Annotated in this window: 20 protein-coding genes; 12 read left to right on the forward strand and 8 right to left on the reverse strand. The window is 69.1% G+C overall.

All coding sequences use genetic code 11. The features are described from left to right. Positions 1–206 precede the first annotated feature (206 nt). From NJ4_RS16490 to NJ4_RS16515, 6 genes are all read left to right on the forward strand, one after another. Positions 207–1,157: a glucosyl-3-phosphoglycerate synthase gene (locus tag NJ4_RS16490; RefSeq protein WP_067437584.1), complete on the forward strand. Its 951-nt coding sequence runs from the start codon at positions 207–209 to the stop codon at positions 1,155–1,157. Further along, positions 1,154–2,017, forward strand: coding sequence for a dihydropteroate synthase (gene folP, locus NJ4_RS16495; protein ID WP_067437586.1), 864 nt, complete (start codon positions 1,154–1,156; stop codon positions 2,015–2,017). The genes NJ4_RS16490 and folP overlap by 4 nt, the downstream gene beginning before the upstream one ends. Further along, a complete protein-coding gene (locus NJ4_RS16500) occupies positions 2,014–2,691 on the forward strand; it encodes a class III extradiol ring-cleavage dioxygenase family protein (RefSeq protein WP_174524614.1) in 678 nt (225 codons plus the stop codon). The genes folP and NJ4_RS16500 overlap by 4 nt, the downstream gene beginning before the upstream one ends. Next, on the forward strand, positions 2,679–3,431 hold the full coding sequence (locus tag NJ4_RS16505; RefSeq protein WP_082748789.1) for a dihydrofolate reductase family protein: 753 nt from the start codon (positions 2,679–2,681) through the stop codon (positions 3,429–3,431). Before NJ4_RS16500 ends, NJ4_RS16505 begins: the two co-directional genes overlap by 13 nt. 153 nt (positions 3,432–3,584) lie before the next feature. Beyond that, on the forward strand, positions 3,585–4,739 hold the full coding sequence (locus tag NJ4_RS16510; protein ID WP_067437590.1) for an acyl-CoA dehydrogenase family protein: 1,155 nt from the start codon (positions 3,585–3,587) through the stop codon (positions 4,737–4,739). 24 nt (positions 4,740–4,763) lie between these two features. Further along, positions 4,764–6,368, forward strand: coding sequence for an AMP-binding protein (locus tag NJ4_RS16515; RefSeq protein ID WP_067437592.1), 1,605 nt, complete (start codon positions 4,764–4,766; stop codon positions 6,366–6,368). A gap of 280 nt (positions 6,369–6,648) precedes the next feature. On the opposite strand, the gene cysN is transcribed toward NJ4_RS16515, so the two are convergent. From cysN to NJ4_RS26760, 5 genes are all read right to left on the reverse strand, one after another. After that, entirely contained in the window at positions 6,649–7,947 is a 1,299-nt protein-coding gene (gene cysN / locus NJ4_RS16520) for a sulfate adenylyltransferase subunit CysN (protein WP_082748775.1), read from the reverse strand. Continuing rightward, positions 7,947–8,876, reverse strand: a complete 930-nt coding sequence (cysD, locus tag NJ4_RS16525) for a sulfate adenylyltransferase subunit CysD (RefSeq protein ID WP_067437595.1) — start codon at positions 8,874–8,876, stop codon at positions 7,947–7,949. The genes cysN and cysD overlap by 1 nt, the downstream gene beginning before the upstream one ends. Before the next feature lie 67 nt (positions 8,877–8,943). Then, positions 8,944–10,008 (reverse strand): sulfite exporter TauE/SafE family protein, encoded by a 1,065-nt coding sequence (locus tag NJ4_RS16530; RefSeq protein ID WP_169799282.1) that lies wholly within the window; start codon positions 10,006–10,008, stop codon positions 8,944–8,946. Positions 10,009–10,361: 353 nt separating this feature from the next. Further along, positions 10,362–11,588 carry an adenylyl-sulfate kinase gene (gene cysC, locus NJ4_RS16535; RefSeq protein ID WP_245644598.1) on the reverse strand — a complete coding sequence of 409 codons (1,227 nt, stop codon included), beginning with the start codon at positions 11,586–11,588 and terminating at the stop codon, positions 10,362–10,364. 26 nt (positions 11,589–11,614) lie between these two features. Continuing rightward, positions 11,615–13,420, reverse strand: a complete 1,806-nt coding sequence (locus tag NJ4_RS26760) for an outer membrane protein assembly factor BamB family protein (RefSeq protein WP_067437598.1) — start codon at positions 13,418–13,420, stop codon at positions 11,615–11,617. 59 nt (positions 13,421–13,479) lie between these two features. On the opposite strand from NJ4_RS26760, the gene NJ4_RS16545 reads away from it, so the two are divergent. The 4 genes from NJ4_RS16545 to NJ4_RS16560 all read left to right on the forward strand — a co-directional run bounded on the left by NJ4_RS16545 (position 13,480) and on the right by NJ4_RS16560 (position 16,309). After that, on the forward strand, positions 13,480–14,445 hold the full coding sequence (locus tag NJ4_RS16545; RefSeq protein WP_067437601.1) for an asparaginase: 966 nt from the start codon (positions 13,480–13,482) through the stop codon (positions 14,443–14,445). A gap of 242 nt (positions 14,446–14,687) precedes the next feature. Next, positions 14,688–15,068 (forward strand): helix-turn-helix domain-containing protein, encoded by a 381-nt coding sequence (locus NJ4_RS16550; RefSeq protein WP_067437603.1) that lies wholly within the window; start codon positions 14,688–14,690, stop codon positions 15,066–15,068. Between the two features lie 56 nt (positions 15,069–15,124). Further along, positions 15,125–15,781 carry a hypothetical protein gene (locus NJ4_RS16555; protein WP_067437605.1) on the forward strand — a complete coding sequence of 219 codons (657 nt, stop codon included), beginning with the start codon at positions 15,125–15,127 and terminating at the stop codon, positions 15,779–15,781. Between the two features lie 234 nt (positions 15,782–16,015). After that, positions 16,016–16,309: a DUF2516 family protein gene (locus NJ4_RS16560; RefSeq protein WP_217996898.1), complete on the forward strand. Its 294-nt coding sequence runs from the start codon at positions 16,016–16,018 to the stop codon at positions 16,307–16,309. Between the two features lie 153 nt (positions 16,310–16,462). On the opposite strand, the gene NJ4_RS16565 is transcribed toward NJ4_RS16560, so the two are convergent. Next, the gene (locus NJ4_RS16565; protein WP_157551179.1) at positions 16,463–17,986 is read right to left on the reverse strand and encodes a polysaccharide biosynthesis tyrosine autokinase; all 1,524 of its coding nucleotides are present in this window, start codon (positions 17,984–17,986) and stop codon (positions 16,463–16,465) included. Positions 17,987–18,184: 198 nt separating this feature from the next. Here NJ4_RS16565 and NJ4_RS16570 point away from each other — a divergent pair, with 198 nt between their 5' ends. Beyond that, positions 18,185–20,026, forward strand: a complete 1,842-nt coding sequence (locus tag NJ4_RS16570) for a polysaccharide biosynthesis protein (protein WP_082748784.1) — start codon at positions 18,185–18,187, stop codon at positions 20,024–20,026. Positions 20,027–20,177: 151 nt separating this feature from the next. Here the strand turns inward: NJ4_RS16570 and NJ4_RS16575 are convergent, their stop codons facing one another. Both NJ4_RS16575 and rfbB read right to left on the reverse strand, forming a co-directional pair. Next, a complete protein-coding gene (locus tag NJ4_RS16575) occupies positions 20,178–21,590 on the reverse strand; it encodes a sugar nucleotide-binding protein (protein WP_067437612.1) in 1,413 nt (470 codons plus the stop codon). After that, positions 21,590–22,576: a dTDP-glucose 4,6-dehydratase gene (rfbB, locus tag NJ4_RS16580; protein WP_067437638.1), complete on the reverse strand. Its 987-nt coding sequence runs from the start codon at positions 22,574–22,576 to the stop codon at positions 21,590–21,592. Before rfbB ends, NJ4_RS16575 begins: the two co-directional genes overlap by 1 nt. Before the next feature lie 76 nt (positions 22,577–22,652). Between rfbB and rfbA the strand changes: the two genes are divergently transcribed. Beyond that, a complete protein-coding gene (gene rfbA / locus NJ4_RS16585; RefSeq protein ID WP_067437615.1) occupies positions 22,653–23,513 on the forward strand; it encodes a glucose-1-phosphate thymidylyltransferase RfbA in 861 nt (286 codons plus the stop codon). Positions 23,514–23,559: the final 46 nt, after the last annotated feature.

Below are 23,559 nucleotides of genomic sequence, written 5' to 3' on the forward strand. Positions count from 1 at the left end.
AGCAAGGTCGTTTGATCGACTCCGACCAGGAGGGCGCGACGGGCGGAGTCGGAGCGCGCACCGACATTGAGGTTTGGCAACCGCGGCCCCACTCGGTCTGATGGACCACCTGGTCCATCAGACCGAGCGGCCGGGCGACTGCCCCGGAATCGGCCGCCCGCGACCCGTTCGACCACCGGATACTGGGGCCTCAGTAGGGTGACAACGTGATCGACGACTGGGCTGCGCGGCGTACGTATCGCTGGTGCGACTGGTCGCTTGCCGACCTGATGGCCGCCAAGGGCGAGACCACGGTCAGCCTGGTGATGCCGGCCCGCAACGAGGCTGCCACCGTCGGCGCGCAGGTCTCCCGGGTACGGGAGGCGCTGATGGAGACCGTCGAGCTGCTCGACGAGATCGTGGTCATCGACTCCGACTCCACCGACGACACGGTCGCGGTCGCCTCCGACGCGGGTGCCGTCGTGCACCGGGCCGTCGACATCCGACCCGACCTCGGCTGGCGCGCCGGCAAGGGTGAGGCGATGTGGAAGTCGCAGTTCGTCACCACCGGCGAGCTGATGGTCTTCATGGACGCCGACCTGCTCGACTGGGACACCCACTTCGTGCCCGGACTCCTCGGGCCGCTGCTCACCCAGCCTTCGGTGTCGCTGGTGAAGGGGTTCTACGAGAGGCCCTTCCTCGACGGCTCTGAGGTGCCCTCCTACGACGGTGGCCGCGTCACCGAGCTGGTCGCCCGCCCCCTGATCGCGCTGCTGTTCCCCGAGCTGGCCGGGTTGGTGCAGCCGTTGGCCGGCGAGTGGGCGGTACGCCGGTCCTGGTTCGCGCAGCTGTCCGTGCCGACCGGGTACGCCGTCGAGCTGGCCGCGCTGATCGACACCCTGCGCGGGCAGGGACTCGACGCGATCGCCCAGGTCGACCTCGGACGCCGTGCACACAGCCACCAGGCACTGCTCGATCTCGGCGCGATGGCCACGCAGATTCTGGCGGCGGTGTCTTCGCGAGTCTCCTCCTCCGCAGCTTCCGCGGTGTCGGGTGCGTCGGTGGACCTGCGGCAGTACGCGCGCGATGACTCCGGCGCCGTCGGTCCGCGCACGCGCAGTGTCGAGATCGGCGAACGACCGCCCCTGGTCTCCCTGCTGCAGGAAGGCGCCTCATGACGCTCAGGCTCGGACGGCAGTCCTTCTCCGACGACGCCTCGCTGATGATGGCGATCGTCAACCGGACCCCCGACTCCTTCTACGACAAGGGCGCCACCTGGGCCGAGGACCGCGCCTTCGACCGGGTCGCCCAGGTCGTGGACCAGGGCGCCGAGATCGTCGACATCGGCGGCATCAAGGCCGCGCCCGGGGTCGAGATCGACGCCGCCGAGGAGATCAGCCGGGTCGGCTCGTTCGTCGGTCGGGTGCGGTCGTCGTACCCCTCGCTGGTGATCTCCGTCGACACCTGGCGCGCCGAGGTCGGCCGCGTGGTCTGCAGTGAGGGCGCGGACCTGCTCAACGACGCCTGGGGCGGCGCCGACCCCGAACTCGTCGACGTCGCCGCGGAGTTCGACGCCGCCATCATCTGCACCCACACCGGCGGGGTCACGCCGCGCACCCGGCCGCACCGCATCGAGTACGCCGACGTGGTCGCCTCCGCGATCGCCGACACCACGGCGTACGCCGAACGCGCGTTGGCGGCCGGTGTGGCCCGCGAGTCGATCGTGATCGACCCGGCGCACGACTTCGGGAAGAACACCGCGCACTCGCTCGAGGTGACCCGGCGGCTCTCGGAGATGGTCGACACCGGATGGCCGGTGCTGGTCTCGTTGTCGAACAAGGACTTCGTCGGCGAATCGCTCGACCTGCCCGTGGGGGAGAGGTTGATCGGCACGCTGGCCGCCACCGCGTTCTGTGCCCAGGCCGGTGCCCGGATCTATCGCGTGCACGAGGTGGTCGAGACCCGGCAGGTGGTCGACATGGTCGCCACGATCATGGGGTCGCGTCAGCCGGCGCGCGTGACGAGGGGGCTGGCATGACGTCTTCTGCTGCTGTCTCGTGGAACGCGGTCGTCGTACCGTCGTCGCCGCTGATGGTCGGGCCGCTCGGGTTCGCGTCGGTCGTCTGGTCGGCGGGGTCTGCGGCGCCTCGGGCCGACGCCGACCCGTTGGGCAACGTGCGCGCGCTGGCGCTGGACGCCGTGCGTTGGCTCGTCTCCGCCTCTCCGTCTCGTGTGGTCGTGCTGTGCGCGCCGGCGGACCCTTCGAATGTTGCGCGCGGGGTCACCGTCCCGCTGGGGGAGCGGGTGGCGCGCTCGCTGCTGTCGGCGGCCGGCTTCACCGGCGAGGTCGTCATCGGAACCAGCTCCGAGTGGTCCAGCAGACCGAGCGCCGGCGAGGCGGTCCCGGAGGGCACTGGTGTGCTCGTGGTCGGTGACGGCTCCGCCCGCCGCGGTGAGAAGGCCCCCGGTCACCTGGATGAGCGCGCGTTCGACTTCGATGCTTCGGTGGAGAAGGCGCTGCGTGACTGTGACGCGACCGCCTTGTCTGCGCTGGACCCGTCACTGGGCGCGGACCTGCTCGCTGCCGGCGTACCGGCGTTCCGGGCGCTCGGATCGTTGCCCGGTGCGGCGGCGCACTCGGCCGTCGTGGACTACGCCGGCGATCCGCTCGGCGTTCAGTACTGGATCGTGAGGTGGCCATGCGCGTCCTGACGTCTGCGGGCCAAGGTCTCGATACGGGCGCAGAGCGCCCTGCTCGACCAACGAGGAAGAGCCCTGTCCTCGAGCCTGACGAGACCAACGCCGACCTGTCGGACGACGACCTGCGCGAGCTCTACCGCGCACCTTCCACCCCATGGCTGCGGGTGAACTTCGTCAGCACCGTCGACGGCGCGGCCACAGGTGCCGACGGTCGCAGCGGATCGATCAACAACGACGCCGACGGACGGGTCTTCCACCTGCTGCGCGAGCTGAGCGACGTGGTGATCGTCGGTGCGGGCACCGCGCGGGCCGAGAGCTACAAGCCGGGGGACAAGCCGATCGTGGTGGTCAGCCTCAGCGGCGAGGTGCCTGACTCGCTCCGCGGTGCCGAACTCGGCCGAGTGCTGATGGCCACCTGTGCGTCGGCCCCCGGGCTCTCCGAGGCCTGCTCGCTGCTCGGCGCCGACCACGTGCTCGAGCTGGGCGAGGACAAGGTCGACCTGGTCGCTCTCAAGCAGGCCCTCGCCGAGCGCGGGTTCAAGGACATGCTCTGCGAGGGCGGGCCGCACCTGTTCGACGGGCTCCTGATCGCCGGTGTGGCCGATGAGCTGTGCGCCAGCCAGGTCCCGACGCTGGTCGGTGGCACGCACACACGCATCACCGCCGGTCTGACTCTCGACGTACATCTCGAGCTCGCGCTGCTGCTCGAGGAGGACGGCACCCTCCTCGCTCGCTGGTTCATCGCGTCGTAGTCACCATCAGGCTCGGTGTCGGCCTACGCCGCACGGACAGCCTCGAACCGGTGAAGCGACCACCGAACGCCGGACGATCACTCGTTGGGGACGGGTAGTTCCTTCCCCAGTGGCATCCGCACGGGGTGGTGCGCGGGCAGCATGAGGATCACCATGGACTTCACTCCCGACCCCGAGCACGCCGCCCTGCGCAGGTCCGTCGCCGACATCTGCGCAGGGTTCGGCGCGGGCTACTACGCCCGGCATGCCGAGGCCCGCGAGTCGACGGCCGAGGTCTGGGAGGCGCTGGCCAAGCACGGCTTCATCGGGATCAACATTCCCGAGCAGTACGGCGGGGGTGGGGCCGGCCTGACCGAGTTGACCATCGTCTGCGAGGAGTCGGCCGCGGCCGGCATCCCGCAGCTGTTGTTGCTGGTCTCCAGTGCGATCTCGGGCGAGGTCGTGTCGACGTACGGCAGTGACGCGCAGAAGCAGCGCTGGCTCCCGGGCCTGGCCGACGGCAGCGCCAAGGTCGTCTTCGCGATCACCGAGCCCGACGCCGGCACCAACTCGCACCAGATCTCCACGACTGCGGCGCGTGACGGCGACGGGTGGGTGCTGACGGGCACGAAGTACTACATCTCCGGGGTCGACGAGGCCGAGGCGATCCTCGTGGTCGCGCGGACCGGTGCCGACGAGGCCTCCGGCAAGGGGCGGCTCTCCCTCTTCCTGGTGCCGACGGACGCGGAGGGGCTGGATGCGCAGCCGCTGCCGGTGTCGGTGGCGCTGCCCGAGAAGCAGTTCACCCTGCACTTCGACAACGTCCGGCTCCCGGCCGACGCAATCGTGGGCGAGGAGGGCGCGGGGCTGCGGCAGGTCTTCCACGGACTCAACCCGGAGCGGATCACCGGGGCCGCGATCTGCGTCGGCATCGGACGCCACGTGCTCGAGCGGGCGGCGCAGTATGCGAACGAGCGCGAGGTGTGGGGCGTCCCGATCGGCGCACACCAAGGCGTCTCCCACCCGCTGGCCAAGGCCAAGATCGAAGTGGAGCTGGCCGCGTTGATGACAGCGCGGGCGGCCTGGCTGCACGACCACGGCGAACCCGCTGGCGAGGCCTCCAACATGGCCAAGTACGCCGCCGCGGAAGCCGCCATCGCGGCCGCCGATGCGGCGATCCAGACGCACGGCGGCAACGGGTTGGCCACCGAGTTCGGGCTGCTGCCCTACTGGGGAATGGCGCGGTTGCTGCGGATCGCGCCGATCAACCGCGAAATGGTGCTCAACCACGTCGCCCAGAACTCGCTGGGCCTGCCCCGGTCCTACTGACGACGACCCGCACCCGGAGGAACCATGCTGTCCGAACTGGCTGACAACGTCATCCATCGCCTCAACGTCGGCGACAGCCTCACGCGCACCGCAGCGCGGCACCCCCGGCGTACGGCCGTGGTGGATGGTGACCTCGAGCTCACCTACGACCACTTCAACGCGTGGGTCAACCGGGTCGCGAACGGGCTCACCGACCGCGGCTACGAACGCGGCGACGCCCTGGCGCTGGCGTCGGGCAACAGTGCGGAGTTCCTGGTCACCTACTACGCGTGCGCCAAGCTCGGCGTGGTCTGCGTGCCGATCAACCTGGGCTGGCAGCCACGCGAGGTGGCGCACGTGCTGAACCACTCGGGGGCCCGCGGGGTCGTCATCGAGTCGCAGCTGGTCGAGGCCATCGCACCGGCGGTTGCCGAGGCACCGTTCGTGACGGACGTGGTGATCGCTCGCGGGACGGCGGGCTCGTCGGCGGAGGCGCCCGGGGTGCTGGATGCCGCGTCGGCGCTCACCTTCGAGGAGCTCGCCGCCGACCGCGAGGACGAGCCGTCGGTCATCGTGGAGGATCGTGACCCGATCACCTACCTCTACACCAGCGGTACGACGTCCGCACCCAAAGGTGTGGTCGGCAACCACACGTCGATCTATCTCGAGTCGATGAGCCTGGCGTTGGAGGCGAAGTTCGACGAGACCGACGTCTTCATCGCGATGATGCCGATGTTCCACACGGCGCAGCTCAACTGTCACTGCACGGCGGCGGTGATGGTCGGCGCCGCGCTCCACATCCACCGCGGCTTCGACGCGGACCGGTTGCTCGCCGAGGTGCCGGCGTACGGCGTGACGCAGCTGTTCGGCCTGCCGATGATGTATCGCCAGCTGCTCGACCACCCCGAGATCGCGAACACCGACCTCTCGTCACTGCGCCGTGCCCTCTATGCGATGGCCCCGATGCCCGAGGCGCAGCTCAAGCGCTGCCTCGAGGTCTTCGGCTGCGACTTCTACCTGCTGTTCGGGCAGACCGAGATGAGCCCGACCGCGACGCTGTTCCGACCCGAGCACCAGCTGACCCACAACGGGGCGGCGGGGACGCCGGTGGTCAACGTGCAGGTGCAGATCATGGGTGACGACGGTGCCCTGCTGCCGCAGGGCGAGGTGGGCGAGATCGTCTATCGCGGGCCGCACACGATGACCGGCTACCTCGACGACGCGGCGGCGACCGAGACCGCCTTCGCCCACGGCTGGTTCCACTCCGGTGACATCGGCCGGTTCGACGAGGACGGCATCCTCTGGTTCCAGGACCGCAAGAAGGACGTGATCAAGACCGGTGGGGAGAATGTCGCCTCGATCGAGGTGGAGAAGGCGATCTATGCCGCCGACCCGGCGGTGGCCGAGGTGGTCGTGGTCGGGCTGCCCCACGCGCATTGGACCGAGGCGATCACCGCCGTCGTGACACCCGCTCCCGGTCAGAGGATCGACCCCGACGAGCTGATCGCCAAGGTGAAGCAGCTGATCGACCCCTACAAGGCGCCGAAGTCCGTGATCGTGCTCGACGAGCTGCCGCGTACGTCGACCGGCAAGGTGCAGAAGAACGTCCTGCGACAGCAGCACGAGTCCCACTATGAAGGGCATGACTGAGCCCACCCCTCATCGACCGGCCCCTTCCTGGCGCTGGTCGTCGCATCACCGGGCAGCGCCCCCCTCCACTCCCTGCGCTGCCCGGTGATCGCGGCAAGGAAGAGCGGCCCCCTCTCGTGCAAGGAGAGGGGGCCGCTTTCACGGCCGGGGTCTCCTGCGAGGCGAGCTGGCCCTGGGTCGCTGCCCACGAAAGCACAGACCCGCTCGTCCCTGGCGGGGCGAGCGGGTCTTTGCCTTGGTTTCGAGACGGTCGCAGAGCGACCTCCTCAAACCGGCAGTGCTAGCTGGCGTTGTTGATCATGCCGGCGCCGACGGTGACGCCGGTGGCCTCGTCGATCAGGATGAACGACCCGGTGGCGCGGTTCTTGGAGTACGGGTCGCACAGCAGCGGCACCGTGGTGCGCAGCTGGACGCGGCCGATCTCGTTGACGCCGAGCTCCTTGGTCTCCTGGTCGCGGTGCAGGGTGTTGACGTCGAGGCGGTACTGGACGTCCTTGACCATTGCGCGGCCGGTGCGGGTGGTGTGCTTGATGGCGAGCTTCTGGCGCGGACGCAGCGGCTCGGTGGTCATCCAGCAGACCATCGCGTCGATGTCCTGGCTCGGCTTCGGGGCGTTGTTGACCCGGGCGATCATGTCGCCGCGCGAGACGTCGACGTCGTCCTCGAGACGCACGGTGACCGACATCGGCGGGAACGCCTGGTCGACCTCTTGGTCGAACAGGTCGATGCCGGCGATCTTGGAGGTCATGCCGCTGGGCAGCACGACGACCTCGTCGCCCTTCTTCAGCACGCCACCGGCGACCATGCCGGCGTACCCGCGGTAGTCGTGGAACTCGTCCGACTTCGGACGGACGACGTACTGCACGGGGAAGCGGACGTCGACCAGGTCGCGGTCGGAGGCCACGTGCACGTGCTCGAGGTGGTGCATCAGCGTGGGTCCGGAGTACCAGCTCATGTTCTCGGAGCGGGTCACCACGTTGTCGCCCTGGAGCGCGGAGATCGGGATGATCTCGAGGTCCGGGATGTTCAGCTTGGTGGCGAAGGAGGTGAACTCCTTGTGGATGTTCTCGTAGATGTCCTGGTCGAAGTCGACCAGGTCCATCTTGTTCACCGCGAGCACGAGGTGGGGGACCCGCAGCAGCGACAGGATCACCGCGTGGCGACGGGACTGCTCGGTCAGGCCCTGACGGGCGTCGACCAGCACCAGGCCGAGGTCGGCGGTGGAGGCACCGGTGACCATGTTGCGGGTGTACTGAACGTGACCCGGGGTGTCGGCGATGATGAACTTGCGGTTCGGCGTCGCGAAGTAGCGGTAGGCGACATCGATCGTGATGCCCTGCTCGCGCTCGGAGCGCAGACCGTCGGTCAGCAGCGCCAGGTCGGTGTAGTCGTAGCCCTTGGACTGCGAGGTGGACTCCACGGCCTCGAGCTGGTCCTCGAAGATCGACTTCGAGTCGAGCAGCAGGCGACCGATCAGGGTCGACTTGCCGTCGTCGACCGAACCGGCGGTGGCGAAGCGGAGCAGGTCCATGTTCGGGTTGATCGCACCCGAGACGTGCTCGGTGGTCTCGTCAGCCATCAGAAGTAGCCTTCCTTCTTGCGGTCTTCCATGGCTGCCTCGGAGAAGCGGTCATCACCACGGGTGGCGCCACGCTCGGTGACCCGGGCGATGGCGATCTCGTCAATGATCTCGGCGGTCGTCGCGGCAGGCGACTCGACGCAGCCGGTCAGCGTCATGTCGCCCACGGTGCGGAAGCGGACCGTCTTGGTCTCGATCTTCTCGCTGCCCTTGGGCTGGACGGCGTCACTGGCGGAGAGCAGCATCCCGTCGCGCTCGATGACGTCGCGCTCGTGCGAGAAGTAGATCGAGGGGATCTCGATCTTCTCGCGGTCGATGTAGTGCCAGATGTCGAGCTCGGTCCAGTTGGAGAGCGGGAAGATGCGCATGTGCTCGCCCTCGTGGATGCGCCCGTTGTAGAGGCTCCACAGCTCGGGACGCTGCATCTTGGGGTCCCACTGGCCGAACTCGTCGCGGTGGGAGTAGACGCGCTCCTTGGCGCGGGCCTTCTCCTCGTCGCGTCGGCCACCACCGAAGGCGGCGGTGAAGCCCTCCTCCTCGATGGCGTTGAGCAGGGTGCCGATCTGCATGCGGTTGCGGCTGGTCTTGCCGTCGTCGACGATCACGCCGTTCTTGATCGCGTCATCGACGCTGGCGACGACCATGCGCACGCCGAGACGGTTCACCCAGTTGTCGCGGGTGGACAGCACCTCGGGGAAGTCGAAGCCCGTGTCGACCTGGAGCATCGGGAACGGGATCTTCGCGGGGTAGAACGCCTTCTCCGCCAGGCGGAGCATGACTATCGAGTCCTTGCCCCCGGAGAACATGAGGACGGGCTTCTCGAACTCCGACGCCACCTCACGGAAGATGTGGATTGACTCCGCCTCCAGCTGGTCGAGCTGACTCAGCTGATAGTCGGCGTGAGTCGCGGCCTTGACCGGCTCTGCCATTTGTTTGGGACCTCTCCTCTTGGGACAGCAGCCGACATCGTATCGGTCGACCGCCCGTGAGTCTCTTTCAGTCGTTCTTCGTGGATTTCTGGGCATGATCGGGCCCACTGTCGGCCGAGCTGTCGGTCGAGCTGTCGGTCGAGCTGTCGGTCGAGGTGCCGGCCGAGCTGTCGGTCGAGGTGCCGGCCGAGCTGTCGGTCGAGCCGTGGTTGGGCAGGCGCCAGGCGCCGGAGTTGTTGTCGAAGGCCGGCAACCCGCGGGTCTGACGCACGAAACCCCAGGCCAGCGGGCCGAGCAGGAGCATGCCTGCGCCCATGATGCCGACCAGCTCGGGTGGTACGCCGAGCAGCTTGAGGCCGGTGAGGCTGAGCACGATCACGATGCCGCGGCGGATCACCGACTGGCTGACCCAGTGCGCGATGCGGGCGCCGAGGAAGGTGCCGGGGATGCCGCCGACCAGCAGCGGGATCAGGATCTCCCAGTCGACCCCGGAGACCAGCACGTGGCCGATCGCGGCGGCCAGCACCAGGGGCACTGCCTGCACCAGGTCGGTGCCGACCAGCTTCACCGCGCTCAGCGTGGGATAGAGCAGCAGCAGCGCGACCATGATCAGCGAGCCCGAGCCGACCGACGTCACGCCGACCAGCAGGCCGCCGAACATGCCGACCAGCAGGGTCGGGAGCGGCTTGATCGTGATCTGCTCACTGGGCGCCTCGTTGCCGCTGGTGACCTGGCGCAGCTGGATGTACATCCGGAACGTGTAGGTCGCCGCGGTGAACATCAGCGCGCAGCCGATCGCGGTCTTCACGAACTCTTCCTGCTCGTGGGCCGCGCCGAAGTGGTCGATGATGAAGGCGCCGGCGAAGGCGAACGGCACGCTGCCGATGATGAGGTACGTCGCCAGCTTGAGGTTCGGACTGCCGTGGCGCCAGTGCACGCCCGCGCCGACCGACTTGGTCACCGAGGCGCTGACCAGGTCGTTGGCCACGGCCGCCGTGGGGTTGATGCCCAGGAAGATCAGCGCCGGCGTCATCAGCGCACCGCCGCCCATGCCGGTCAGCCCGACGACGATGCCCACGCCGAAGGACACGAAGAGGACAGCGAGGGCTGCGGTGGTGAACACGTCAGGCATGCAGGTCCTTGGCTTGGGTGCGCTTGGTCGTCGTCCGCTTAGTCGAGTGTGCCGATAGAACTAGACGGTTCGGCTCCGGTGAGCGTAATAGGTAACGCCGATCATGGCGCAATCCGTCCACGAGCGTGGCCGACCCACCGAAGTGGGCGACGGTCGAGGGCTCTCGCGCCGGTGTCGGCGCGGTCTCACGCACGGTCGGCGACTTCCCCTTCATTGGAGAGCGTTGGTACCTTGTCCCGCAGTGGAAGCGGCCCCTGGTCGCCTTCGCTCGTCTCTCAACCGGGCTGTCACCTTGCGTTGAGCACGAGGAGCCCCCTCCCGTTTCGGGAGGGGGCTCCTGACGTCTCATCGCCTCAGAGGTCGAGCAGGCCTTCCTTGCGCAGCGTGTCGAGCACGTCGTCGAGGGCCTCCTCGATCGTGCGACCGGTCGTGTCGACACGGACGTCGGCGTCCTCAGGGACGTCGTACGGGCTGGAGATGCCGGTGAACTCGGGGATCACGCCGGCGCGCGCCTTGGCGTAGAGCCCCTTGCGGTCGCGGCGCTCACACTCCTCGAGCGGGGTCGCGACGTGGATCAGGAAGAACTCGCCGCCGGCCGCGTCGACCATCGCCCGGACCTGCTGGCGGGTCTCGTCGAACGGCGCGATCGGCGAGCAGATCGCCACCCCGCCGTGACGGGAGATCTCCGCGCCCACCCAGCCGATGCGGCGGATGTTGGTCTCGCGGTCCTCCTTGGAGAACGTGAGGCCCGCCGACAGGTTGCGGCGTACGACGTCACCGTCCAGTGAGGTGACCGTACGACGACCCTGCTCGAGGAGCTTGTCCTGGAGGGCCCGGGCGATCGTTGACTTGCCGCTGCCGGAGAGACCGGTGAAGAAGAGGACGAGCCCGCGTTCGTCCGGGGCGGGCCGGTCGAAGTCGACGATCTCCTGGATCTCGGCAGGGTGTGCATTCGTTGGCCCAGTAGGACCCTCTGCGCCCGAGTCGAGACTCGAGGGCAGCGCGAAGATCGGGTCACCGGCCGCGAAGTGCGCCACCACCTGCGTGCCGAGCAGGTGGTCGGCAGAGGGGTCGTCGTGGGAGGGCAGCGGAACGGCCACGACGGAGGCGTCCGGCAGCAACGACGAGGCGGCCAGGGTGGCCCGGATCAGGCCGACCGGGCTGAGGTCGTCCGGCGTGCCGGCGCCGACCAGGGCCAGGAACACGATGGGACCGGAGGGCAGCGAGTCGAGCTCGGCCTGGGTCAGCGCGTCGGTCACCGGCACGAACGTCGCGCCGGCGTACGTCTCACGCACGTCGCCGGGGGAGAGGTAGAGACGCCGGAACGGACCGTACTGCGCGTGGGTCAGGTGCCTGACGCTGCCGTCCGCAGTGACGCTGGCCAACGGCAGGCCCTCGGGGTCGACCAGCTCGACCTCCGCGGCGTCGGCCAGCTCGTCGGGGAGCGCGAGGCGCACCGGGGAGCCGGGTTCGTTGAAACCGGTCAGCGGCGAGTAGGCGCCGGTGACCAGCAGTTCGAGGTCGTCCAGCTCGCGCTGGGTCGGGCAGTGCTGCGGGACGGGCTGCTGAGGAGTCGACACGGCGGCAATCCTGCCACCCGTCACCGTCAGCGTGCGTCGAGGATGCGGGTGAGGTCGGCATCGAGGTCGGTGAACACCCGCCGCACCCGGGCCTGCATGGCCGTCGGCCTCGGCGCATCGTCGCGCAACCCGGAGGACTGGTAGTGCACGATCACCACCACGTTCCTGCGCCGGGCGATCAGCCGACTCGTGAACGTGTCGCCGGTGGCCTGCGTCGCCTGCCAGGCCTCGTCGCCGAGACCGTCGACCGGCTTCATCGCCGCCACGAAGTTGGCGATCTTCTGTTTCTTCCACGCCTGCACCTGCCGGGTCGCGGCGCCCGGGTCCACCTCCGAGATCGGGAAGATCTCCACGTACATGGTCTTGTCGTGGTCGTCGGGGCGCGCGGTCTCGCGCCATCGGCACCCGGACGGTCTCGGCAGGTCGGTCCGGAAGCCGAGGGCCTCGATCGTGGTGTCCGTGATCGCCAGGCAGGAGTCGACCACGTCGACGTTGGTCAGGTCGTCCTCCGCCCATACCCTGCCGCTGCCGGGCTCGGGGTAGGCGGGCATCGGCTCGTCACCGGTCTGCGGCAGGTCGTACGCCGTGAGCGTGGAGCCGTCGTGGACGTAGAGGTTCTTCTCGTCCCAGGAGAACAGGGCATGGCTCCCGGTGGTGGTCAGGCGGATCCGACCCAGGGCCTTCGTGACGTCGGGAGCGGCGGGGTCGATGACGCCGATCCAGAACTCGGCGCCAGCCCTCGAGTAGCCGTCCCCGGAGGTCGGCCCCGGCAGCACACCCTCGATCGTGAGGATCTGCTCACCGCGCCGCCCCACCACCTCCGGCGTCAGGTCCGGGTCCTGGCGCCAGATCCTCTCGCCGGTCGTGACGTCGAAGGCCATCAAGGGGTTGCCGTACGTCGATCCGAAGCCGTAGGAGACGACCAAACGGTCGCCGAACGTGCCCAGGAGGGTCGGGAAGGAGTCACTGTTCTCGTAGGCCACGAAGTTGCGGGCCCGACCGCGGTCGTCGTACCGCCGGTACAGGCGGTGGCCTCCCGGCAGCGACAGATCGAGCACGAGCGGCGTGGTCGAGACGATGGTTCGAACCTCTGCCTCATCGTCGTTGGGTCGGCTCCACAGCAGGTGTCCCCGATCGTCGTACGCCTCGAGGGTGTCGGCGCCGGTCTCGGGGTCGGTCCGGGAGGCGACCAGCAGGGCGTTGCGCGCCGCCACCTGGTCGTAGCAGCCGTCGCGAGGCTCGAGGGGCGAGCGCCGGGCGGCACCGGTGCGGACGTCGTAGATCAGGAACAGTCCGCACGTCGGGGCCAGCGTGACGCTGGTGTCGGTGACGTTGGGCCTCGCCTCGCCGCTGAAGTAGGCCGTGTCGTGGAAGGTGCTGGTGGCCTTCAGCGTGCGGTGCCAGAGCAGCTTGCCGGTGGCCGCGTCGAGGGCTCCGATGCTGCCCGTGCACGTGGCGCCGTGGGAGAACATCAGCGCCGCGCTGCCGTTGCGGTTGGTGGTCTCGGACGCGGCGCACACCTGCCCCAGGGCGGCCGGGAAGGTCAGGCTCCACAGGGTGTGGCCGTCCTCCTGGTCGAAGGCGGTGGCGCCGTTCTCGCCGAGCACGACGATCCGGTTGGCGACTCGCCACGTGGTCAGCGTTCCTTCGGGGTGGAAGGTGAACCGGGTGTCCCGGTAGGGGTCCTGGGCCTCGTCCGAGCTCCAGGCGGCTTGGATCTCAGTGGGCCGTTCTGTCGCGTCCGGCTTCGCTTCGGCCTCGACGTCGTCGGTGCAGGCCGCGACGGGGAGGAGCAGGACGGCGGCAAGAGCCGCGGCGAGGTGACGTTTCACGACTCTGTTCTCCCCGGGCGGATCCCGGACCAAACGCCCACCGCGATAGCGTCGGCGCCATGTCTGAACCTGTCGTCGTCGCCGAGATCTTCCGCTCCGGTGTGGTCGAGGGCCACCACTACGGATCCGTCGTCGCACTTGACGCCACCGGCGAGGTGGAGTGGTCGGTCGGCATGGTCGACCAGCCGGTCTTCCCGCGTTCGTGCAACAAGCCGCTCCAGGCCCTGGCGATGGTGCGCGCCGGGCTCGACCTGCCGCCGGACCTGCTCGCCCTCGGGTGCGCCTCCCACTCCGGTGAGCCGTTCCACATCGATGCCGTACGCCGAATCCTGGCCGGTGCCGGTCTCGACGAGTCGGCCCTGCAGTGCCCGCCCGATTACCCGCTCGACGACGCGGCCAAGGAGGCACTGATCCGCGCGGGTGGGGAAAAGGCCCCGGTGCTGATGAACTGCTCCGGCAAGCACGCCTCGATGCTGGCCACCTGCGTGATCAACGGTTGGGACACCGCGACCTACCTCGCTGTCGACCACCCGCTGCAGGTGCTGATCGCCGAGACGTTCGCCGAGCTGACCGGCGAGTCCGTGGCGCACGTGGCCGTCGACGGATGCGGTGCACCGCTGCTCTCCACGTCCCTGGTCGGGCTGGCCCGCGCGTTCCGCACCCTGGCGGTCGCCGCTCCCGACTCCGGCCCCGAGGCGCGGATCGCCGCCGCCATGCGGGAGTTCCCGCAGAACGTGTCCGGCTCGACCCGCGACGAGCTCGCACTGTTCACCGCCATCCCGGGGGCGATCGGCAAGGCCGGGGCGGAGTCCTGCTACGCCGTCGCCCTGCCCAACGGTCAGGCGTTCGCGCTGAAGTGCGACGACGGGGCGCCCCGCGTGCGACCGGTGCTGATGGCCGAGGCGCTGCGCCGCTCTGGCGTCGACAAGCTGGACGGCGTCGACGTCGCGGCGATGAACCAGACCGGTGAGCTGCCGCTGCTCGGTGGCGGCAAGCCCGTCGGCGAGATCCGCGCGACCTTCTGACCCGTCGTGAGTTCGCGCCGACCCGTCGTGAGTTCGCGCCGACCCGTCGTGAGTTCGCGAACTGGCGACGGGTCACCTCGAACTGGCGACGGGTCACCTCGAACTGGCGACGGGGCGATAACTCCAGCTAGCAGGTTGTTGAACTCGCAATCTCTTGCTTCCACGCGGGTTTCGACGTCACTGTGGCCCGGTTCACGTCGTACGGACTTGTGTTTGCTAACTTTTGTTAGCACCATGGAGTCATGGCAAAGGGTGTGGTCGGGAAGACCGTCGAGTCACTGGGTGACTACCTCAAGGAGCAGCGGACCACCGCAAAGCTCTCACTGAGGCAGCTCGCCGAGCAGGCCGGCGTGTCCAACCCCTACCTGAGTCAGATCGAACGTGGTCTGCGCAAGCCCTCAGCCGACGTTCTCCAGCAGATCGCCAAGGCCCTGCGGATCTCCGCAGAGCAGCTCTACATCCGTGCCGGGATCTGGAATCCCGAGGACGGCGGAACCACCACGGTGGAGCTCGCTGTGCTGGCCGACGCGCAGCTGACCGAACGTCAGAAGCAGTCCCTGCTCGACGTCTACTCCTCGTTCCTGGCGCTCAATGCCGGGTCCGAGGACGCGACCGACGGCTGACCAATCCCACCGGAGCGGTCCACGGGATCGCGACGCACCAACACAAGGAGATCGACATGGCCAAGGTCAAGTTCGACATCAAGTCCGAAGCAACCCGCCCCTTCTACGCCACCGTTGGCGCCACCGACCTCGCGGTCGAGGTTGCTCGCCAGTACGCCGCTGAGGTCCAGGCCAAGGTCGCCGACGTGCAGAAGAAGGTCCAGGGCATCGACTTCGAGCCCAAGAACCTCAACAAGCAGGCCCAGACCGTGGTGTCGTCCCGCGTCGAGAACGTGACCAAGGAGGCGAAGGACGCCCAGGCCAAGCTGGAGGCGAAGCTCGCCGAGCTGCAGGCCGAGGCGAAGAAGGCCCAGGCCAAGTTCGAGGCTCAGGTCGCCGAGCTGCAGGCCGAGGCCAAGGCGTTCCCCGCCAAGGCGCAGAGCTTCGTTGCCGACGCGGTCAACGAGGCCACCGACACGTACACCGAGCTGGTCAAGCGCGGCGAGAAGGCCGTTGCCAAGCTGCGCAAGGTCGAGGTGAAGGTTGACGCCGACGCCAAGCAGACCAAGACCACCGTCGCCGCCTCGGTGAAGAGCACCACGGGCACCGCCAAGCCTGCCGCCAAGAAGGCGCCGGCCAAGAAGGCGCCGGCCAAGAAGGCTGCTGCGAAGAAGGCCCCGGCCGCCAAGAAGGCCCCCGCCGCCAAGCAGGCCCCGGTCACCGAGCAGGCCTGAAGAGACCAACCCGAAGAGGAACAGCTGACCCTGTTCTGACTTCGCTGCTCTGATCGTGCCTGGCCGGCACCAGGGTCAAGCACGAACCCCCGGACGTATGTGGTCCGGGGGTTCGTTGCGTTTCAAGAGCCTGTGCACCGGATCGCAGTCGTGACTGCGATCCGGTGCACAAACTGAGCCTCGGCAATCGGCCGGCGACTCGGCCAGCAGCACGCGACCACGTAGTCTGGTCGGGTGCTGAACATCTTCGCCATCGAGAACTACGTCATGCTCGCCGTGGTCTTGATCGCGCTCGCCATCAAGGTCTTCGCGTTCGTCAACGCGCTCCTGTGGCCCTCGGACGCCTACACGGCGGCCAACAAGCTGACCAAGCCGGCGTGGGTGGCCATCCTCGGCCTCGCCCTCCTGGCGCAGCTGCTGCTCGCCGAGGCGTCACCGCTGAACCTGCTGCACCTGATCGGGTCGATCGCCGCGATCGTCTATCTGGTCGACGTCCGCCCGGCGGTCGCCGAGCTGACCCGACGCTGACCCTGAACGACCGCTTGCCGCCGCCTGTCTGCGCGCCGGCTGCCCGCCCGCTGCCCGCCGGGTTCAGCCGCCTGCCCGGGTTCAGCCGCCTGCCCGGGCTCAGCCGCCCGCCCGGGCTCAACCGCCTGCCCGGGCTCAGCCGCCCGCCTGGACTCAGAGAGAACGCTTGCGCCGTCCGGCGGGCTCGACCGGCCGTGACGACTCACCGGAGGGCTGCCCGTCGAGGGTGAGCCTCTCCGCCTCGGCGGAGGCGACGACCTTGCTCGGGTCCGGCGCGTAGCCGTAGCCGTACCCATAGCCGTAGCCGTAGGCGTTGCCGCGCTTCTTGTTCGGCGCCAGGTTGATCACCACGCCGAGCACCCGGGCGTCGACGGCCTCGACGCGGTCGACCGCGTGGTGCAGCTGGTCCTTGGTGGTCTTGCCGTGGCGGACGACGATGAACGCGCCGTCGGCCTGCGCGGCGATCAGGGCGGCGTCGGTGACCGGCAGCAACGGCGGGGCGTCGATGATGACGACGTCGAACCGCGCGCGCAGGTCGGCCAGCAGCTTCTCCATCGCATGGGACTGCAGCAGCTCCGACGGGTTCGGCGGGATCGGGCCGCTGGTCAGCACCTGCAGGCCGGTCCTCTCGTAGGGCTGGAGCGCCTCGTCGAGCGAGATCTTGCCGACCAGGACGGACGTCGTACCGACCGCGCCGACCAGGCCCATCCGTTCGGCGACCAGCGGGCGACGCAGGTCGCACTCGACCAGGGCGACCTTCTGGTCGGCCATCGCCAGGGTGACCGCGAGGTTGATCGCCGTGGTCGTCTTGCCCTCACCGGGCAGTGAGCTGGAGACGACGAAGACCTTGTTGGCCGAGTCGACCTGGACGTACTGCATGTTGGTGCGCAGCACCCGGAAGGCCTCGGCCCAGGGGGTCGCGTCGTCCAGCGCCTTCGCGGGAGTCTGCTTGACCGCGTTCGCGTCCTGGTAGATGTGGCCGACGACCGGTGCGGCGGTGGCCGTCTCGATGTCCTCCGCGGAGGTGACCGAGGTGTCCAGCATCTCGCGGACCACCGCCAGGCCGAGGCCGATGAGCAGGCCGAGCACGGCGGCCAGACCGAGGTTGCGCAGCACGTTGGGAGAGACCGGGTCGTCGTTGACGCGGGCGTCGTCGACGATGGAGGCCTTCACGAGCGTGGCGCCGCCGCCCTCGGGCGTCTCGAGCTCGCCGACCATCTCGCTGAGCCCCTCGGCGTAGGCCTGGGCGATGTCGCGGGCCACCTTGGGATCGGTGTCGGTGGCGGTCAGCTCGAGGATGACGGTCTCGGGCACGACTGTGGCGGTGATCTTGCCGGCCAGCTCATCGGCGTCGTAGTCGGCGCCGAGGTTGTCGTTGACCCGGTCGGCCAGCTGACGGCTCTTGATGTTCTCGGCGTACGACGTCACGCGCTGGGTGGCGAACGTGTTGCCGGCCAGGGCGTCGGCGGTGTCGGAGGGGGAGGTGGAGATGAACAGTCGCGTGGTCGAGGCGTACTGGGGGGTCGCCTGCCAGGTCAGCAGGGCGGCGGCGGCGATCGCGAGCAGCAGGCAGGCGACGATCGCCTTCCAGCGACGTCGCACGGTCTGCCAGTAGTCCTTGAGTTCCACGATCCGGTATTCCCCGTCTTCAGCGTTCGCGACCCTGGATCCGTCCACGGTCTTGCAAACCCTAACTGCGGGAACGTCGGGAAGTGGTCTTGATAGTCCGTTTGGGCTAGGGGTACCCCACCGACCGGGTGAAAGTCGTCTCAGATTCAACGATTGATTGCCCAATTCAGGTGATGCCAGCGCACACTGACTGAGGGCCGGGGTTGGTCCGCGAACGGACTTCTTTCACCACCGGGGGACTTCACCTTGAGCGACATCGTGCCGACGCTGCGCCGCCACCGAGCGGCACTCATGATCGTCGGCGACTCGGTCGCCTGGATCGGCTCGTACCTCGTCTTCAGCACGCTTCGACTCGACGCCGACGTGGCGGCCGTGCCGTGGGTGGCCGTCGTACTCGCCGCCCTCGCCACCGCCGTCCTCCACGCCGTCATCGGCTGGCCCCTGCGCCTGCACCACGGCCGGGCCGCCCTGGCCAGCTTCTCCGAGATGGTGCTGCTCGGCCTGGTCACGCTGACCGCCGGCGGACTCGTCTTCGTGGTCAACCTCTTCGGCCACTGGGTGCCGCGCAGCGTCCCGGCCGCCGCCGCCTTCGCGACGCTCGTCGCCGTCTCCTGGGGCCGTGCGGCCTGGCGTTGGGCCCGCGAGCGCGACGACCAGCAGGTGAAGAACGAGGGCGCCACCCGCGTGGTCGTGATCGGTGCCGGCGAGGCCGGCCGCGAGATCATCGGCTCGATGCTGCGCGACCCGCAGCGCCGCTGGCGCCCGGTGGGCCTCCTGGACGACGACCCTGCCAAGCGCCACCGCCGGATCCGCAACGTGCCCGTGCTCGGCGGCACCGCCCAGCTGGGCGAGATCGTCGGCCAGACCGGTGCGACGGCCGCGGTCGTGGCGATCCCGAGCGCGTCGTCGGAGACGATCAGCCGGCTCAGCTTCGAGGCCCGTCGGGCCGAGATCGACGTCAAGGTGCTCCCGGCGACCACCCAGCTGCTCACTGACAACGTCGGCATCCGCGACCTGCGCGACATCAACCTGACCGACGTGCTGGGCCGCAACCAGCTCGACACCGACGTGGCCGCGATCGCGGACTACCTCAAGGGCAAGCGGGTGATGGTCACCGGCGCCGGCGGGTCGATCGGATCCGAGCTGTGCCGCCAGATCCACCGGTTCGGCCCCTCCGAGCTGATGATGCTCGACCGCGACGAGTCCGCGCTCCACGCCGTCCAGCTCTCGATCCATGGCCGCGCGCTGCTGGACTCCGATGACGTCGTGCTCTGCGACATCCGCGACCTGCAGGCGCTGAAGACGATCTTCGCCGAGCGCCGTCCGCAGGTGGTCTTCCACGCGGCCGCCCTCAAGCACCTGCCGATGCTCGAGCAGTACCCCGCCGAGGCGGTCAAGACCAACATCCACGGCACCTGGAACGTGCTCCAGGTCGCCGAGATGGTCGACGTCGAACGCTTCGTCAACGTCTCCACCGACAAGGCCGCCAACCCGGCCAGCGTCCTGGGCTACTCCAAGCGGATCGCCGAGCGGATCACCGCCGCGCACGCCCAGACGTCGCCGGGCACCTTCCTCTCCGTGCGGTTCGGCAACGTGCTCGGCTCACGCGGGTCGGTGCTGACCGCCTTCGCCAAGCAGATCGCCGCCGGTGGCCCGGTCACGGTCACCGACCCCGAGGTCTCCCGCTTCTTCATGACGATCGAGGAAGCCTGCCAGCTCGTCGTCCAGGCCGCCGCGATCGGTCGCCCCGGCGAGGCGCTCGTGCTCGACATGGGTGAGCCGATCCGCATCATCGACGTGGCCCGCCAGCTGATCCGTCAGTCGGGCAATGACGTGCCGATCGAGTTCACCGGTCTGCGCCCCGGCGAGAAGCTGCACGAGGAGCTCTTCGCCGACGACGAGCCCGTCGACGTACGCCCCGAGCACCCGATGGTCTCCCACGTGCCGGTGCCGCCGGTCTACCCGGCCGAGATCGATGCGCTGCCGATGCGCGGCGAGCGCGAGCTGGTCACCCGGGCGATGGCCGCCCTGTGCCAGATGGGCGACGCCTCGATCGCCGAGCAGAACACGGTCGACACCGCTTCCTGACCCCACCAGCGGTGCGCTGTGGTGCCGCGAGTTGTGCGTTGTGGTGCCGCGAGTGGTGCGTTGTGGTGCCGCGAGTTGTTGAGTTTCGACCGTCGAGTTGTTGATCCTGGCGCCGAGTCATCGTCAGAATCAACAACTCGACGGTCCAGACTCAACAAGTCGTGACGTGGGCGGTGAGGGTGGTGAGGGCGTCGGCGGGAGTGAAGCCGGTGGCCTCGATCTTGGCGGTCGACAGCACGCCGGACGCCGGACGCGGGGCGATCGTGGCACCGCTGTCAGGGGTGGGGGCGTTGCGGGCGTAGTAGTCGGCGGTGCTGACCCGTGAGACGTCCTCGGGTGAGCGGCCGGTGAGCTCGAAGACGCGCGCGGCGACGTCGGCCCAGCTGGTCGGCTCGCCGGTGCCGGTCACGTTGTAGGTGCCGTACGACGACCGCGTGGTGAGCAGGTGCCGCGTCGCGCGGGCCAGCTCGGCGGTGAACGTGAGCCGCCCGACCTGGTCGTCGACGACGGTGGGGGAGACCCCGTCGCGGGCAAGTCGCGCCATCGTGGCCACGAAGTTGTGCCCGGCACCGATCACCCACGACGTACGGATCAGGTAGTGCCGCGGCGCGGTCGCGACGGCCAGGTCGCCGGCGGCCTTCGACTGCCCGTAGACCCCCAGCGGGCACAGGGCGGCGTCCTCGTCGTAGGACGTGGCAGTGCCGTCGAAGACGTAGTCGCTGGAGAAGTGCACCAGCGTGAGCCGGTGCTCGCGGGCGATCGAGGCCAACACCGCGGGACCGGTCGCGTTGGCCGCCCAGGCGTCGGCCCGCTCGGTCTCGGCGGCGTCGACCGCGGTGTGCGCGGCAGCGTTGAGCACGGTGTCGTACTCGTGCCACGGCCAGGCGCGCAACGCCGCGGTGTCGGTGATGTCCAGCTCGGCGCGACCCACCGCGTGCGCGGAGGGGAACTCCGCGGCCAGGGCGCGCCCGAGCTGCCCGCCCGCGCCCAGGATCAGGGTGCGGCGCGGGGCCATCGGGGTGACCGCGTCGAGCCGCGGGTTGTGCTGGTCCTTCTCGGAGATCTCCGCGTCGGACAAGGGGATCGGCCACCCGATCGCCACCGTCGGGTCGGCCAGGTCGAGCGCCGGGTAGGCGGTCGTCGGACGCCAGTGCTCGTTGACCAGGTAGCTGTAGGTGGTCGCGTCATCCAACGTCTGATAGCTGTTGCCGACGCCGCGCGGCACGAACACGGCGACCGACGGGTCGATCTCGATCGAGAACCTCGCGCCGAGCGACGCGCCCTCGCGCATGTCGACCCAGGCGCCGAACACCCGGCCGGTGACCACGGAGACGAACTTGTCCCACGGCTCGGTGTGGATGCCGCGCGTGGTGCCGCGGACGGTGTTGAACGAGACGTTGTTCTGCACCGGCCCGAAGTCGGGCAGCCCCAGCGCGACCATCTTCTCGCGCTGCCAGTTCTCCTTGAACCACCCGCGGCTGTCGGCCATCACCGGCAGCCGGACGACCAGCAGCCCGGGGATGGCCTCGACAGGCTCGACCACCAGCGCCGCAGCGTCCGCCATCACTGGCCCTTCAGCGCGTACGTCGCCTCGGTGGCCGACTTGTGCGGACGCCACCACTCCTCGTGCGCCTGGTACCACGCGATCGTGTCGGCCAGCCCGGCCTCGAAGTCCTCGAACTGCGGCGCCCAGCCGAGCTCGGCGCGCAGCTTGCCCGACTCGATCGCGTAGCGACGGTCGTGACCGGCGCGATCGGTGACCTGGTCGAACGCGTCGGCGGGCTGCCCCATCAGCTCGAGGACCATCCTCACCACCTCGAGGTTGTTCTTCTCGCCGTCGGCGCCGATCAGGTAGGTCTCGCCGACCCGCCCGGCCTCCAGGATGCGCAGCACCGCGGAGGAGTGGTCGTCGGCGTGGATCCAGTCGCGCACGTTCAGCCCGTCGCCGTACACCTTGGGTCGGATGCCGTCGATGACGTTGGTGATCTGCCGCGGGATGAACTTCTCGATGTGCTGCCACGGACCGTAGTTGTTGGAGCAGTTGCTCACCGTCGCACGCACGCCGAAGCTGCGCACCCACGCCCGCACCAGGTGGTCGGAGCCGGCCTTCGAGGCGGAGTACGGCGACGACGGCGCGTAGGGAGTGTCCTCGGTGAAGCGCATCGGGTCGTCGAGCGCGAGGTCGCCGTACACCTCGTCGGTGGAGACGTGGTGCAGGCGTACGTCGTGCTTGCGCACCGCCTCCAGGATCGCGAACGTGCCCAGCAGGTTGGTGCGGATGAACGGCGACGGGTCGGTCAGCGAGTTGTCGTTGTGGGACTCGGCGGCGAAGTGCACCACGGCATCGGCTCGCGCCACCTGGTCGTCGACGACCTCGGCGTCGGCGACGTCGCCGACCACCAGTTCCACGGGCAGCCCTGTCAGGGCCTCACGCGAGGCCGCGTAGGTCAGCTTGTCGAGCACGGTGACGGTGTGATCGGAGTGCGCCAGGACGTGGTGCACGAAGTTGGAGCCGATGAAGCCGGCGCCGCCAGTCACGAGGAGTCTCATGCGGCACATCCTATTGAGTGGCCGGTCCCAGGGATTCCACGGCGACCTCGACACCGACCCACCTAGGGTGTGTGGCATGAAGGGAATCATCCTGGCCGGTGGCACCGGCACCCGCTTGCACCCGATCACGCAGGGCATCAGCAAGCAGCTCGTGCCGGTCTACGACAAGCCGATGATCTACTACCCGCTCTCCACGCTGATGCTGGCCGGGATCAACGAGGTGCTGGTGATCACCACGCCGCACGAGGCCGACGCGTTCCGGCGGCTGCTCGGCGACGGGTCGCAGCTCGGGGTCTCGCTGACGTACGCCGTGCAGCCCTCCCCGGACGGTCTGGCGCAGGCCTTCGTGATCGGCGCCGACCACCTCGGCGACGAGCCCGCGGCCCTGGTGCTGGGCGACAACGTCTTCTACGGCCACGGCCTCGGCAACCAGCTCAACCGCTTCGCTGACATCGACGGCGCCGCGATCTTCGGCTACCAGGTGGCCGACCCGACCGCGTACGGCGTGGTGGAGTTCGACGACGCCGGACGAGCCCTCTCCCTGGAGGAGAAGCCGGTCAGCCCGCGGTCGTCGTACGCCGTGCCGGGGCTGTACTTCTACGACAACACCGTGGTGGCGCGTGCCGCGACGCTCGAGCCGTCCGCGCGCGGCGAGCTCGAGATCACCGACCTGAACCGGCTCTACCTCGACGAGGGCAGGCTTGCGGTGACCGTGCTGCCGCGCGGCACCGCCTGGCTGGACACCGGCACGTTCGACTCGCTCAACGACGCCAGCAACTTCGTGCGCACCATCGAGAGCCGGCAGGGCATGAAGATCGGGGCGCCCGAAGAGGTCGCCTGGCGGCAGGGCTGGCTCAGCGACGACGACCTGCGACGGGTGGCCGAGCCGCTGGCCAAGAGCGGGTACGGCGCCTACCTGTTGGGGTTGCTCGACTGATCAGTCGGGTGCGGGGGGCCGGTCAAAATCACAGGCGGGCCTGGGC

The organism is Nocardioides jensenii JCM 1364 = NBRC 14755 (genome assembly GCF_001552535.1).
GTDB classification, from domain to species: domain Bacteria; phylum Actinomycetota; class Actinomycetes; order Propionibacteriales; family Nocardioidaceae; genus Nocardioides; species Nocardioides jensenii.

What these genes read in the sequence shown, in the direction of transcription:
- NJ4_RS16575 (WP_067437612.1), bottom strand. Translation starts at nt 21,590, where the DNA reads ATGGCGGACGCTGCGGCGCTGGTGGTCGAGCCTGTCGAGGCCATCCCC.
- NJ4_RS16550 (WP_067437603.1), top strand. Translation starts at nt 14,688, where the DNA reads ATGGCAAAGGGTGTGGTCGGGAAGACCGTCGAGTCACTGGGTGACTAC.
- NJ4_RS16530 (WP_169799282.1), bottom strand. Translation starts at nt 10,008, where the DNA reads ATGCCTGACGTGTTCACCACCGCAGCCCTCGCTGTCCTCTTCGTGTCC.
- NJ4_RS16505 (WP_082748789.1), top strand. Translation starts at nt 2,679, where the DNA reads ATGCGCGTCCTGACGTCTGCGGGCCAAGGTCTCGATACGGGCGCAGAG.
- NJ4_RS16510 (WP_067437590.1), top strand. Translation starts at nt 3,585, where the DNA reads ATGGACTTCACTCCCGACCCCGAGCACGCCGCCCTGCGCAGGTCCGTC.
- rfbA (WP_067437615.1), top strand. Translation starts at nt 22,653, where the DNA reads ATGAAGGGAATCATCCTGGCCGGTGGCACCGGCACCCGCTTGCACCCG.
- NJ4_RS16515 (WP_067437592.1), top strand. Translation starts at nt 4,764, where the DNA reads ATGCTGTCCGAACTGGCTGACAACGTCATCCATCGCCTCAACGTCGGC.
- folP (WP_067437586.1), top strand. Translation starts at nt 1,154, where the DNA reads ATGACGCTCAGGCTCGGACGGCAGTCCTTCTCCGACGACGCCTCGCTG.
- cysN (WP_082748775.1), bottom strand. Translation starts at nt 7,947, where the DNA reads ATGGCTGACGAGACCACCGAGCACGTCTCGGGTGCGATCAACCCGAAC.
- NJ4_RS16500 (WP_174524614.1), top strand. Translation starts at nt 2,014, where the DNA reads ATGACGTCTTCTGCTGCTGTCTCGTGGAACGCGGTCGTCGTACCGTCG.
- NJ4_RS16555 (WP_067437605.1), top strand. Translation starts at nt 15,125, where the DNA reads ATGGCCAAGGTCAAGTTCGACATCAAGTCCGAAGCAACCCGCCCCTTC.
- cysD (WP_067437595.1), bottom strand. Translation starts at nt 8,876, where the DNA reads ATGGCAGAGCCGGTCAAGGCCGCGACTCACGCCGACTATCAGCTGAGT.
- rfbB (WP_067437638.1), bottom strand. Translation starts at nt 22,576, where the DNA reads ATGAGACTCCTCGTGACTGGCGGCGCCGGCTTCATCGGCTCCAACTTC.
- NJ4_RS16545 (WP_067437601.1), top strand. Translation starts at nt 13,480, where the DNA reads ATGTCTGAACCTGTCGTCGTCGCCGAGATCTTCCGCTCCGGTGTGGTC.